This window comes from Streptomyces sp. NPDC107550, from assembly GCF_055639095.1.
Genome location: NZ_JBVKBC010000041.1, coordinates 1 through 13237, shown reverse-complemented (window position 1 = coordinate 13237; position 13237 = coordinate 1). Strand labels below are relative to the sequence as shown.

The 13237-nt window shown below is 70.5% G+C and carries 11 protein-coding genes and 1 tRNA gene; 6 read left to right on the top strand and 6 right to left on the bottom strand.

Features of this window, described 5'->3' with window-relative positions; genetic code table 11:
* Positions 1 to 16 precede the first annotated feature (16 nt).
* From ACZ7LY_RS31625 to ACZ7LY_RS31610, 4 genes are all read left to right on the top strand, one after another.
* A complete protein-coding gene (locus ACZ7LY_RS31625) occupies positions 17 to 919 on the top strand; it encodes a LysR family transcriptional regulator (RefSeq protein ID WP_471628189.1) in 903 nt (300 codons plus the stop codon).
* 158 nt (positions 920 to 1077) lie between these two features.
* A complete protein-coding gene (locus tag ACZ7LY_RS31620) occupies positions 1078 to 2028 on the top strand; it encodes an alpha/beta fold hydrolase (protein ID WP_471628188.1) in 951 nt (316 codons plus the stop codon).
* Positions 2029 to 2095: 67 nt separating this feature from the next.
* Positions 2096 to 2455, top strand: a complete 360-nt coding sequence (locus ACZ7LY_RS31615; RefSeq protein WP_471628187.1) for an MmcQ/YjbR family DNA-binding protein — start codon at positions 2096 to 2098, stop codon at positions 2453 to 2455.
* 99 nt (positions 2456 to 2554) lie between these two features.
* Complete coding sequence (locus tag ACZ7LY_RS31610; RefSeq protein WP_471628186.1) at positions 2555 to 4084, top strand: MFS transporter; 1530 nt, start codon at positions 2555 to 2557, stop codon at positions 4082 to 4084.
* 35 nt (positions 4085 to 4119) lie between these two features.
* On the opposite strand, the gene ACZ7LY_RS31605 is transcribed toward ACZ7LY_RS31610, so the two are convergent.
* Both ACZ7LY_RS31605 and ACZ7LY_RS31600 read right to left on the bottom strand, forming a co-directional pair.
* On the bottom strand, positions 4120 to 5028 hold the full coding sequence (locus ACZ7LY_RS31605; RefSeq protein WP_471628185.1) for a transketolase family protein: 909 nt from the start codon (positions 5026 to 5028) through the stop codon (positions 4120 to 4122).
* A gap of 50 nt (positions 5029 to 5078) precedes the next feature.
* A complete protein-coding gene (locus tag ACZ7LY_RS31600; RefSeq protein WP_471628184.1) occupies positions 5079 to 5801 on the bottom strand; it encodes a transketolase in 723 nt (240 codons plus the stop codon).
* 149 nt (positions 5802 to 5950) lie between these two features.
* On the opposite strand from ACZ7LY_RS31600, the gene ACZ7LY_RS31595 reads away from it, so the two are divergent.
* A tRNA-Pro gene (locus ACZ7LY_RS31595) sits at positions 5951 to 6024 on the top strand.
* A gap of 97 nt (positions 6025 to 6121) precedes the next feature.
* Here ACZ7LY_RS31595 and ACZ7LY_RS31590 read toward each other — a convergent pair.
* From ACZ7LY_RS31590 to ACZ7LY_RS31575, 4 genes are all read right to left on the bottom strand, one after another.
* Complete coding sequence (locus ACZ7LY_RS31590) at positions 6122 to 6385, bottom strand: tyrosine-type recombinase/integrase (protein ID WP_471628183.1); 264 nt, start codon at positions 6383 to 6385, stop codon at positions 6122 to 6124.
* Positions 6316 to 7338, bottom strand: coding sequence for a site-specific integrase (locus ACZ7LY_RS31585; protein ID WP_471628182.1), 1023 nt, complete (start codon positions 7336 to 7338; stop codon positions 6316 to 6318). Before ACZ7LY_RS31585 ends, ACZ7LY_RS31590 begins: the two co-directional genes overlap by 70 nt.
* Positions 7339 to 9618: 2280 nt before the next feature.
* A complete protein-coding gene (locus ACZ7LY_RS31580) occupies positions 9619 to 10338 on the bottom strand; it encodes a pentapeptide repeat-containing protein (RefSeq protein ID WP_471628181.1) in 720 nt (239 codons plus the stop codon).
* A 644-nt stretch (positions 10339 to 10982) separates the two neighbouring features.
* Positions 10983 to 12350, bottom strand: coding sequence for a transcriptional regulator (locus ACZ7LY_RS31575; protein WP_471628180.1), 1368 nt, complete (start codon positions 12348 to 12350; stop codon positions 10983 to 10985).
* A 186-nt stretch (positions 12351 to 12536) separates the two neighbouring features.
* On the opposite strand from ACZ7LY_RS31575, the gene ACZ7LY_RS31570 reads away from it, so the two are divergent.
* Positions 12537 to 12878, top strand: coding sequence for a hypothetical protein (locus ACZ7LY_RS31570; RefSeq protein WP_471628179.1), 342 nt, complete (start codon positions 12537 to 12539; stop codon positions 12876 to 12878).
* The last annotated feature ends 359 nt before the right edge of the window (positions 12879 to 13237 follow it).

Here is a 13237-nt window from a genome sequence, read left to right as displayed (position 1 = left end):
TTGGGACAATAGCCGCATGATCGAAGCGCGGCGGCTGCACATCCTCAGGGCGGTGGCCGACCATCGCACCGTGACGGCCGCGGCCGCCGCGCTCTACCTGACCCCCTCCGCGGTGTCCCAGCAGCTCAGCGCGCTGGAGCAGGAGACGGGCCACAAGCTCGTCGAGCGCGGTGCCCGGGGTGTGCGCCTGACCCCGGCCGGCGAGATCCTGCTCACGCACACGAACGCGGTCCTCGCCCAGCTGGAGCGCGCCGAGGCCGAGCTGGCCGCGTACAGCACCGGCGACGCGGGCACCGTCACCCTCGCCTCCTTCGCCACCGGCATCGGCCTCGTCGTCGGCCCCGCCCTCGCCCGCCTCGCCGCGTCCGCGCCCGGCATCCGGGTCCGCGTCCGGGACGCCGAGGGTGACGCCAGCCTCCCGATGCTCCTGGACCGGCAGATCGACGTCGCCGTCGCCGTCGAGTACCGGGGCGCGCCGGGCGCCGACGACGACCGGATCACGCGCGTGCCGCTGTACGCGGAGCCCTTCGACGCCGTACTGCCGCGGACGCACCGGCTCGCGGACGCCGAGCGGGTGCCCGTCGCGGACCTCGCCAAGGACACCTGGATCGGCCCCTACCCCGGCAACCCCTGCCACGACGTGGTCGTCCTCGCCTGCGAGCACGCCGGGTTCTCCCCGCAGTTCGCGCACTCGTCCGACGATTTCCGGGCCGTCGTCGCGCTCGCCTCCGCCGGCGCGGGCGTCGCCCTCGTGCCGCGCTCCGCGCTCACCGGCACCGACCTCGCCGACGCCGTGGTCCGCCCCATCGACGGCGCGGCCCCGACCCGCAAGGTCTTCGCCGCCGTCCGGCACGGCGCCGAGGCCCACCCCCTGATCCGCCCGGTCCTCGACGCCCTCGGCGCCGCCGCCCGCGCCTGAGCAGGCTCCCGGGGCCCCGGCGGGCGGCCGCCATGCATGAGGCGGGGCGGGAAGGGGAGGCGGTAGGGACAGCACACCGCACGCACCACCGCATGAGCATCCCGGGCCGGTGCACTCCGCCCGCCCGGAGCCGAGGCACCCCGGACAGGAGCCGCCCCATGACCCTCCCCGCCCCCACCACCAGCGCCCTGAGCACCGGCGACGGCGCGGCCGTGGCGACGTACACCTGGATGCCCGCCGACGGCAGGCCACGCGCCTTCGTGCAGATCGCCCACGGCGCCGCCGAGCACGCCCTGCGCTACGACCGCTTCGCCCGCCGCCTCACCGGGCACGGCTACGGCGTCATCGCCTCCGACCACCGCGGCCACGGCGCCACCGCGCAGTCCACCGGCGGCTACGGCGTCACCGACGACACCGAGCCCGGCAGCGCCGACGCGTGGGTGGCGATCGTCGAGGACCTCAAGGCGATCGGCGACCAGGCGCGGGCGCTGCACCCCGGCGTCCCCTTCGTCCTGCTCGGCCACAGCCTCGGCTCGATGCTCGCCCGCGAGTACGCCCAGCGCCACCCCGACGACCTCGCCGGGGTCATCCTCTCCGGTACGTTCCGCTCGCTGCCCGGCGCCGACAACGAGGCGTCCATCGGCCGCCTGGAGGCCGAGATCGCCCGCGACGGCCGCGCCGCCCTCTCCTCGTACGTCCCCGACCTCTTCGCCTCCTTCAACGACGCGTTCGAGCACCGCACCGGCTTCGAGTGGCTCTCGCGCGACGAGCGGGAGGTCGACGCGTACGTCGCCGACGAGCGCTGCGGCTTCGCCTTCTGCGCCGGGCTCAGCCTCGACTGGGTGCGGGCCGTGCGCCGTATCAACGACCCCGCCAACCTCGCCCGCATCCCCGCCGATCTGCCCGTCCACATCGCCGTCGGCACCGAGGACCCCTGCAACCAGCGCATGACCCTCGTCCACGAACTCCTGGAGGACCTGCGCTACGCGGGCGTCGAGGACCTCACGTGGAAGGGGTACGAGGGTGCCCGCCACGAGATCCTCAACGAGACGGTCCGCGAGGAGGTCGAGGCCGACCTCGTGGCCTGGCTGGACAAGCGGATCCCCTGACGGGGCGGTCGACTGTCGGTGGGGCTCGCCACGGCCGACTGTCAGTGGGGCTCGCTACCGTTTCCCCATGCCCGACGCCGACGACGTACGCGCCATCGCCCTGTCCCTGCCGGACACCACGGAGAAGATCGCCTGGAGCATGCCCACCTTCCGGGTGGCGGGCAAGATGTTCGCCACGCTGCCCGAGGAGGAGACCTCCCTCGCCGTGCGCTGCCCGAAGCAGGAGCGCGACGAGTTGGTGCTGGCCGAGCCGGACAAGTTCTGGATCGCGGACCACGAGGCGTCCTTCGCCTGGGTCCGCGCCCGCCTCGCCGCCCTCGACGACGAGGACGAACTGCGCGCGATCCTCGCCGACTCCTGGCGCCAGGCCGCCCCGCCCCGACTCCTCGACGCGCACCCGGCGTTGGGGCTGCCGCCCACGGGCTGAAATCCGTTGGGGGCGTCCCGAAGCCGCGTGGCATGATCCATTCGTAAGGGTGTGCGACGGGACGGCCGTGCGGTGGGCCGGGGAGGAGCGGGACCGGGCATGGGAGAGGGTGCGCCACAGGGGCGGGGCGAGGACCGGAGACCGACGCGGCGGCGCACGGGCACGCGGGAGCGGTCGCCGGGCATCTGGTCCCGCGACTTCGGCCTGTTCTTCACCGCGCGCGCTGTCGCCAAGCTCGGCGACACCATGCTCCCCGTCGCCCTCGCCGCCGGACTCCTCCAGTACGGGTACGGCGCAGGCGCGGTCGGCCTCGCCATGGCCGCGTCCGTCGGCTGCTTCGCCGGGCTCGTGATCCTCGGCGGGGTCTTCGCCGACCGCTTCGACACCCGCCTGCTCATGATCGGCGCCGACGCGGTCCGCCTCGTCACACAGTCCCTGGCCGCCGTCATGTTCTTCACCGGGCACGTCGTCCTCTGGGAGATCTGCGTCATCGGCGCGGTCAACGGCGCGGCCGCCGCCCTCTTCCAGCCCGGCGTCGCCAGCACCGTGCCGCGCCTGGCCGCCGACGTCCAGGCCGCCAACGGCGCGATCCGCGTCGCCGAGTCCGGCGCCCAGCTCGCCGGGCCCGCCGTCGCCGGCATGCTCGTCGCCTTCGCCTCACCCGGCCTGGTCTTCGCCGCCCACGCCGGTACGTACGCGCTCAGCGCCCTGTGCCTGCTCCTGCTGCGCCTGCCGCCCGCGCCGCCGCGACCGGCGCCCGTACGGGGTGGCTTCCGCAGGGAACTGGTGGAGGGCTGGCACGAGTTCCGTTCCAGGCAGTGGCTATGGGGCGTCATTGTCATTTGGTGCGTCCTGATGATCGGCGCGTCCGGCCCCGCGATCCCGCTCGTGGCGACCCAGGTCACCCAGGAGCACGGGCCGCGTGTCTACGGCCTGATCAACTCCGCGCTCGGCGCCGGGACCGTCGTCGGCGGCCTCGTCGCCCTGCGGCTGCGCCCGCGCCGGATGCTGCGCGCCGGGTCGATCGCCCTGTTCGGCTTCGCGCTGTTCCCGGCGACGGTCGGCGCGGGCCTCGACGTGCCGTGGATGATGGCGGGCTGCGCGGTCGCGGGCGCGGGCCAGTCGTTCTGGGGCGTCATGTGGGCGACGAGCGTCCAGACGCAGGTGCCGCGCGAGGTCCTCAACCGCATCCACGCCTACGACGTCGCCGGCTCCCTCGCGATGGCCCCGGTCGGTCAGGCCCTCGCCGGGCCCGCCGCCGGGGCGTTCGGCACGCATCACGTGCTGCTCGCGGGCGGCGCGGTGACCTTGCTGGTGTCGGTGGCGCTGCTGAGCGTCCCGGCGATCCGCGGCCTGGTCAGAGCGGACCAGCCACCGCTGGGGCCGGGGGCGGTGGCGGGCGGCGCCGGTGCGGGTGTGGCGGGTGCCGGTGCCGGCGCCGGTGCGGGTGTGGCGGGTGCCGGTGCGGTCCCCGCAGGGGGTGCGGGGGTGATCCCGGGTGGTTCGCCGACGCCGGACCTGGCGGCTCCGGACCAATCGGTGCCGGGGGATCTGGCGACGCCGGGGGATCCGCTGGTCTCGGGAGCCCAGCACTCCCGGGAGGCGGACGAGTCCCGGGAGTGCTGCTGATCTCGGGGGACCCACTGCCCCGGCCGCCGACACGGTCACGCGGGCGCAGGGAGAAAGCCGCTGATCCGTTCCCGTAGCGCCCCCGCGTCCAGGCCGTGTGCCGCGACGTGCTCCTCGATGCTTCCGTAGCGCCGCAGTTCCCGGCGGCCGACGCCCAGCCCGAGCACCCGGTGCGGAAGGTCGGACAGGGCGTCGTTCGCGGCGGCCGTGGACGTGCCCGCCAGATACGGCTCCACGAGGACGACGTCGGCGGCATCCGCCCCGCCCACGGCCCGCCGCAGCGCCGCCGCGTCGAAGGGCCGTACGGTCGTCGCGTACAGGACGCTCACGTCCAGCCCCTCCGTCGCAGCGAGCACGGCGTCGAGCATCGGGCCGACGGCCACGACGACACCCCGCCGCCCCTCGCGCAGGGTCAGGAACCGGGCTCCGTCGACGGGCAGCGCCTCCCGGTTCGCGTGCACGGACAGGCGTACGTACATGCGCTCGTCGCCCGCACGGACCGCGTGCCGCAGCAGCGTCTCGGCCTCGTCGGGGTGGCCGGGGACGTGGACGCTCCAGCCGTCGAGCGTGTCCAGCAGGGCGACATCGCCGGGCGACATGTGCGTGAAGCCTCCGGCCGACACGTCGTACGAGCCGCCCGCGCTGACCAGCACCCCGCCGACGCCCTGGTGTCCGAAGTCCAGCTTGACCTGCTCGAACGGCCGCTCCACCAGGAAACTGGCGAAGGTGTGCAGCACCGGCCGCATCCCGCTCAGCGCGAGCCCGGCCCCGGCGCCGACGAGCAACTGCTCCCTGATCCCGACGTTGATCACCCGTTTCGGGTGCTTGCGGGCGGCGTCGGCGAAGGGGGCCGCGCCGATCTCGGCGAGGACGACGGCGACCCGGGGGTCCTCGTCCAGCAGCTCCGACAGCACGGGGGCGAAACGATCACGCATGGTGTCCACGGGGACGTCCTTCCTGGGGTGGTGCGCGGGGGCGGCGGGGGAGTGCGTGCTCACGCGAGCTTCGATTCGACCTGGGCGATGACCGCGTGGGGACGGCCCGGGTGGGGGTCGGTGAAGGCCGCGTACAGCGCGTCGTGGTCGCGGCCGTCGACGGTGCGCGTCGACCAGCCGCCGGCCTCGAAGCGGGCCGCGATGCCGCCGGCGCGGCCGTAACGGGCGGAGAGGTTGTCGATGACCACGGTGTGCAGTCGCTCGACGCGGGCGGGTCCGGCGAAGGCGATGGCCTCGTGGTTGCTGCCCTCGTCGAGTTCGGCGTCGCCGACGAGCGTCCACACCGCCGCGTCCTCGTCGCCCTGCGCGCTCAGGCCGAGCGCCGTGCCCACGGCGAGCGGCAGCCCGTGCCCGAGCGACCCGCTGCCGATCTCCACGCCCGGCACGAGGAGCCGGTCGGGGTGGTGGCCGAGCGGCGAGTCGAACGCCCCGAAGCCGCGCAGCCACTCCACCGGCACGAACCCCTTCGCGGCGAGCACCGCGTAGTACGCCATCGGGCCGTGCCCCTTGGACAGCAGGAACCGGTCCCGCGCCGGGTCGTCCCTGCGCTCCGGGGAGACCCGCAGGACGCGGTCGTAGAGCACCCACAGGACATCGAGGGTGGAGGTGGCGGCGGGGCCGTGCTTCTCGTCGCCGGTCATCAGGCTCATCAGGTGGGGCAGATCCGCGTACCCGAGGGTCCGGCCGCCCGCGTCGTGTGCGCGTCGCGCTGTCGTCGTCATGCCACGAAGCGTGCAACCTCAAGTTTGGTTGAGGTCAACCCCGGCGTGCCGCGCCACCCGCGACCGAAAGCGATGCGCGACCACGGCCCGGAGTGCGGTATGGTTTCCGTGCGCGTTCAGCCGGGGGGAAACCCCAGGTCAGCGCGGAACGGGACGTGGCGCAGCTTGGTAGCGCACTTGACTGGGGGTCAAGGGGTCGCAGGTTCAAATCCTGTCGTCCCGACTCGAAAGAGTCGTAGATCAGGGCCGGTTTCGGAGACATCCGAAACCGGCCCTTGATCATTCTTGGGGACCAGCTGGGGACCGCGTGCCTTGACCAGTCAGCGGGTCATGACGATCGGGCTCGGCAGTGAGCGTGGTGCGCGGAGCACGCCGAGATGTGCCGACAGCGCTGTTCCGGCGGCCGTGATCTTGTGCACGTCCGGGTGCAGGTATCGCTGGGTGGTAGTCAGCGATCCGTGGCCGGCGATCCTGCGGAGGACGTGTACAGGAACGCCGGCGTCAGCGAACCAGGTCAGTCCGGTGTGCCGGAGATCGTGGCGGCGCAGTGTTCGTAGCCGAGCCTGGTGACGACGTCGTCCCAATGCGTCGCATCGCGAAGGGCCGCGGTGGAGATGCGTCCGCCACGCGGGCCGGTGAAAAGGCGGGCGTCGGGATCAGGGCCGGCGGACAGGATGCGCTGGGCGATGAGAGGGCGGATCTCTTCGATGATGGGAACTTTGCGGGCCCGCTTGCCCTTGGTGCCCTTGTCGGTGAGGCCGCCTGGTGCGGGCGTGGTCTGGCGCCGTACGGTCCAGATCCACTGGGTTGTATCGATGTCGCCTATTCGGCACCCTGACACCTCGCCGATCCGGGCTGCGGTGCACGCGGCGAAGATGATCACGTCTCCCCAGCCGCGATACTGGTCGTGAGACGCGGCCACGAGAGAGTCAGCCAGGGAGACAAGTGTCTCCCAGTTGGGCAGGGCCAGCGCGCGAGGGTCGAGAAGCTCGTCCTCGGCTTGCTTGTAGAGCTTCTGCCAGCCGGTCACCCGGGCGGGGTTGACCTTGATGATGCCGTCACGGACGGCCTGCTCCATGACGCGGACCAAGACCGCGATGGTGTTCTTCACGGTTGAACGGCTGTGCTCGTCGGCGATCCAGTTCTGCACGGCGCGGTCGACTACGCCGTTGGTGATCATCCGCACGGCGAGATGCCCCAGCGCTGGGACAACGCGCAACCGCCATCCCGACAGGTAGGGGTCCAGCGTTTTCAACTCCAGGCCGCGCAGGGCGAGGTCCATGTTGGCATCGCCGTACTCGGCGAGCTTCATGGTGGCCAGTGACGGGCTCAGGCCGGCCTGTGCGGCCTCGATGATGGATTGCAGCCACCCTGCTGCTTCGTCTTCGGTCTCCTTTCCCTCGGACAGCGACAGGCGGCGCTTACTGGTCGGATCGGTCCACCGGACGCGCGCCCGATATGGGCTCGGGCGATCAGGGCGGTACTCGATATCGGTGGACAGCCGGACGCCGACGGGGACGTTGGGCTTATCGGCCATTGAGTCCCTTCGTAGGGACGGTACGTCGCCGGCGCAGCCATTCTTCGACGTCCAAGGCGCTGTACATCGACGCGCTCCGAGAGCGTGACGAAAGGAGGGCCCTGAGGGGGTTCAGCAGTGCGCCAGCGGCGAAGCGTTGAGGCGTCCATTCTTAGGCAAGTAGCGAGGTCGCTGGTGGAGTACCAGGAGCTGGCCAGGAGTGACGCGGGGCCTTCTGGTGTGACGACCTGCTCATTAGGAGTTCCGGGGTGCGCTGTCGGCTCCTTCGTATGATGTGGCTCGGCGTTGGTGGCTATCGGTTCACTCGGCAAGTGGGGGTAGTTTCTGGGGAGTACGGACATTAGACGGATCTGTGGAAGTGTCCAGAGACGGACGGCACAGTTCGCAATCCGAGAACGAGCGCGGCAATTCTCCTTCCGGTAGTGGCGGCGCGCCTTCCCTCTCGCTTACTCCGTGGTCATCCTTGGGGGGCGGACGTTGACGACGTAAATGGTCTCCGAGGGCGCCCGGTTTGGGTAACCGGTGGTTCCGGGCTATGTTGCGACCGTAGGGGATGGCGGCAATGCATCAAGCCGCTCAGGCAACAGGGCTGCTTCCCTATCGTGGCCGTGGATGCTGCCCGAAGTTCTAGGATCTCCTACGGTGCTCGCTATGTTGCGGCAGCGCTGCTGGGGTGGTTCGCATGGTGGTGTGTGCTCGGATCTGCGAGTTGGTGAGGTCCTTGAATCACGTCCGAGGTTTACGGAGCCGCTGGCCTCGATACCCAGCAGGGACGGGCCGGCTGTTCCACGGAGCTGGCAGGCGGAATCGCTGGTCGGGCTTGTCGGCGTAGTCTCGATGCTTTCCCGATGACCCACCACGTGGAGTGCGTGGCGATCCTTGAACCGGCCGTGAAGGGCTCCTGACCTGCGGTTTCTCGCGTGCGCATTATGTGCGGTGTGGGCGTTACGGGCGATATCTTGACGCTGAAATGACGCTCGTGACGCTCATTTGACGCTCGTTCTGACGGGGCGTCACATGGCTGATCGTGCAGGTCACGTCGGCTGGGAGGTGCGCTCCCGTGGGCTGGTTTTGCGGGTGCTTGAAGAAGATCCCGCCGGGTTACGGGCCCGCCGCTGGTTGCGGTGGCAGGCGCGCTGCTGCCGTACTTCGGCGGGCCGACCGCGTGGCGGGCCGACCGCGTGGCGGAGCGGGCGTCAGTAGGTGTGGCCGTAGGGACTCCAGTGCCCGAGTAAGGGCTTCAGATCGTCTGGGCGTGGCTCGGGAATGTCGGGCAGCCGGGGCAATGTGTTCAGTGGGTCGGGGCGCTTCACGCGGGCTGCTGCCCAGTCGATCCAGGCTTCGACTTCGGCCCGGGTCTGGCCTGGAGGTATGGCCTCGCCCCGGGTGCGTACAGCGTTCACGTACTCCGTCAGCCGGGTGACGTGGCGCTCTATGTCGCTTCCTGCGCCTCGAAGTGCCTGACGCGGTACGCCTCGGCGTATCGGATTCGGGCTTCTTCCATGGCGGCTTCCCAGCGGATGCACTTCTGGCGTGCCACTTCGATCTCGTCAAGGCGTCTGCGTTCAGCAGCTTCGCCGCGGAGGGTGACCTCGTGGGCGATGTCGGCGAGCTACCCTTCCAGGGGGGCGTATCAGATCTTCCGCTGGTCCGATGCGGCTGGCGCCGCTGAGGACGAAACGGAGACGCTCGGACGGGTGTAGTCGGAGCGGGGGATTCTGGCCCAGGAGTCCTTCTTCGCCGCCGCGAGCTCCTTCTCGGTGGCGACGTCCTCGGTCCGGTCTTGCTCCTGGAGGACAAGGACCCCACCGTCGGGCCCTGTGCGGTGATGGTCGGCGCCTTCGGCTTGTGGCTGTGCAACGACCCCGACCGCCCCCACAGCTGGCTCGTGGCCAGCGTCGGCCTGTGGACCGAGCCGCAGTTCCTCGACCAGGAACCCGCTGCCCGCCTCGGGCACTTTGGCTTCACCCCGCACGAGCCGCTGCTATTCCTCCCCGCCCCCAGGTCCCGTGACCTTCGCCGCCCGGGTGACCGGCTGCGCCTTCCCCTGCCAGAACTCCTCGCGCGCCACGTCGGCCGGCGCGCTTGGCGTGGCCCATCAGTGGACCGCGAACGATCCGACTGTCCTCGCAGGGCGCGTCCGCAGTCAGCTTACCGCGCTGCCCCACCTGACCGCCTCGCGCTGAGTCTTAGGGGAGCGCGATAATTGGCGCTGCCAGCCTTGGCCCGGCGGAGCCCTGGCGCACACCGCGGTCGCAGTTGAAAGCGGGATACCAGGGACTACGAGAGCGAGTCAGGCAGCTGTGTTCTGCTGTTAATACGGGCCGACTCAACCTGCCGCTTCGTCAGTTCCCTCGCCCCGCTCAGGTCTGCCCCGCTCAGGTCTGCCCCGCTCAGGTCTGCCCCGCTCAGGTTCGCCCTGCTCAGGTCGGCCTTGCTCAGGTCGGCCTTGCTCAGGTTCGAATCGCTTCGGTCTGCGTAGATCAGACTCGCCCCGCTCAGGTCCGCGTAGGCCGGGAGTGCACCTCTGAGGTCCGCGTCTCTCAGGTTCGCGCTGATCAAGTCTGCGCGGCTCAGGTCTGCGGAGCTCAGATTCGAATAGTTCAGGTTTGCGTTGCTCAGGTCCGCGAAGCGCAGGTCCGCCTCGCTCAAGTCCGCGAAGCCCAGGTCCGCCTTAGTCAAGTCCGCGCGGCTCAGCTTGGCCTTAGCCAGGCCGGCCCTGGTCAGGATCGCGTTCCTCAGGTTCGCGCGGCTCAAGGCCGGCCCCGACGTGTGGACTGCCGGGTCTGCGGGTGTGAGTGCGGCTCCGCGGAGGTTGGCGTCGTGGAGGTCCGGGGTGAAGTCATCGTCGTAGGTTGGGTTGCGGTCGGCGAGGGCACTGAACGCGGCGTGGACGTCGGCCAATACGGCATCGCTTTTCGGGGGCTTGACGGCGTGAGTACGGATGTAGGTGGCGAGGACGTTGGCGATGGTGGGCTGGTCGCGGTGGGAGTCCTGCATGATCCGCTGCAAGGCGTAGATGCCCGCCCAGCCGTACGTCCATCTTGTCCTCGCCTAGGTTCCCCACCGCCGCGGTTTACCGGTCGGTGATCTGCCCCTCCTTGACCAGCTGTCTGTCATCCCGTGCTTGGGCATCGGCCTGCCGAGCCTGCTCGTTCGCCTGCTGCGTCTGAACACCCGAGAACCAGAGCCCCCCGACCGCCGCAACCGCGACAAAGACCAGCTCGATCCACCGTGCCCAGTCCAGACCTCTCGGCCGTTCATCATCATGAGCAGGGGCGGTCTCCGCCAGCCTGGCAGAGCTCGTGCCAGGGCCTGCGGAGGTCCGGGCGGAGAGACGAGTGGTGCGGCGTAGTCGTGGGTGGCGGCTAGTCGGGGGAGGCATACCGGTATTCGATCCCGAATGCCCTTACACCGCAGCGATATCGCCTCCGTTGTCTTGAACAGGGTTCGTTGGCCTCGGGGGGCGGAATGTTCCGCACCAGCCGACCTAACGACCGACCGATCGCCTGGGCTCCTGACGGTCAACTTTTCGCTGACTGCGCTGTACGCGGTATCGCCTATCGGCCTGGCGGTCGAACGCCAGCCAAGGTCACTCTGTCGCTGGTGATGTCGGCGTCGGGGCAGCCGGTGGTGCAGGCTTTTCATCTGGTGTCGGTGTAGTCCAGGAAATCGGCGACGGCTGGGACACCGCGCCGGCGCGCGAGCTTGTTGCGCAGGTCTTCGAGCGTGCTGGTGCCCCGCGCGGAGGTGACACCGCCCATCCGGTCGACGGCTTCGTGGGCGGTGGCCACCGCGGCGTCCACGTCTCCTAGGCCGAGGTGGGCTTCGGCGAGCCGGGCCAGGTAGATGGCGTGACCGCGAGGGAAGGCGTCGCCGTTGTATGCCTCTTGGGCGGTGTGGAGGCTGGAGGCTTCCTGGAAGTGGACGACCGCCTGCCTGGGGTTGCCCAGGTTGAGCGCCGAACTCCCGATGAGCTGGTGGGCCTCACCGAGGTTGTACCAGTAGACGCAGGGGAGGTCGTCCTCGATGGGGCCGGCGTTCTCGTAGGCGTCCAGAGCGGCGTTGGCGGCATGGTGAGCGGCCCGGGAGTCGCCGGCGTGTGCGTGGGCCCGGCAGGCGCGGGCGTGAAGCATGGAGGTCATACGGGCTGATCCGGTCCTGCCCGCGTTCGACAGGGCGGCTTCGATCAGGTCGACGGCGCCGCGCGGGTTACCTGTCGAGTAGTGCTGGATGGCCCAGAACGCCAGGGTGTTCGCGCCGACTACGGGATCGTCGGCGCTGGCAGCGGCCCGCAGCGCGGTCGCGTAGTGGCGTTCGGCCGCGGCCGGGCGGCCGCTGTCGTAGGCAGTCCAGCCCGCGCTGCGGGATGCCTCGGCCGCCGCCGCGAACAGGCGGCGCTCGACGCCTTCACCGAACGAAGCGTTCTTGAGGGTGGCGCTGATCATGCGGACTTCGGCGCGTGCCGCGCCGTAGACGTCGCCGGAGCCGACGGCGTCGTCCAGCCTGCGCAGGCTCTCCAGGCGCCGTTCGAAGTGCTCGGGGACGTCGTGGCCGATCCGGCGGCCCGTGGCGGGAGCCGTCCCGGCCGGGGCAGCGGCGGACCACTGCGCCACGGTGGCGGCCAGGGTGACAGACGTGGTGATCAGAAACTTCCTGCGGTCCACCGGGCCTCCTGTGGTCTCCAGTGCCTGCACCGCGCCCGTGGCCGTCCACGGGAGGGTGAAGAGGGTGTGGTCCGGCACGGCTAACAGAAGCCAGCCCGGCCAGCCGTGGGCGTGGATCGCCTCGGGCGGAATGCCTTCGAGGGCGGCCATGGCGAGTTGGGTGTGGTAGCTGGGTGGGTACAGGCCCGCGATCCACCGGGACGCCTTCTCCTTGCGGCAGGCCATCTGCCCGTACCCCATGCGCTGGTGCTGCTCGGCGACGCGGAGCAGGTACGCCTCCGCCGTCGTGCCGCGTGCGGCCAGCAGGTAGGCCAGGGGATGTCGTAGAGCGGTGTCAGTGGTCACGGACCGACCCTTCGCGGACGCGGGCGGGTAGCACCAGTTTCCCGGCTCTCCCCGGACAGCGGAAGCCCGCTGTTGGAGAGCGGCAACGGTCGGCAACCAGCCGCAACGGGCGGCAACGCCTGCGGGCTGTGCGGCGGTTCGCCGGTGCGGTGTCCTGGCACTGCCCGGCAGACAGGAGGCGTTTTGATGCCCACACTCTCCGCAGAGGCGACGGCCTCGCAGGACGGCCGCATGAGGCCCAAGGTGCTCGATCAGGTTGCCCGGCCGGTGGACCTGGAGGAGACCACCGTCGAGCAGATGCGGGCCGAGGCCCTCGGCGCTCCCACGCGCGGCGTCGTCGCGTACGGCGACTGGATTTTTGACGCGGTCTGGCACTGCCTGTTCGGCGTCCTTCTGGTCCCGTACCGCCTCGTCGGGCGGAGCGACCGCAACCTGCGGCGCTACGCTCTCCAGCATCGGGAGATACTGGACGCGGCTATCGCCGCTCAGGCGGCGGCCAATCAACGCACGAACGGTGGTAATCAGTAGGACCGGGCTGGCACTCCAGAATCTGAGCGGGCGGCGCGGCAATGGCCGTCAAGCGGCCGCAGACGTCGACGAGCGTGTCCTCTCTGACCTGGTTGTTGGTGAGGTGACCGACTGCCGCGGGTGCTTGTAGTCGAGCGAGGAAGACCATGCAGGGCAGTCGTCTGGCCGTCGGCGGATTCTTTGAAATCTGGAGACGCCATGCCTGATGACCTAGATGCGCAGACCGCCTCGGAACCTGAAGTCAGGTCGGGTAAGCGCGCCAGGCGCATCGCAGTGATCGCTGCCGGTGCTGCCGGACTTGTCATCGGCGCAGCCGTGGTGGGAGGTGTCTGGGCCCTGACGGACCACAACGGCGCAAG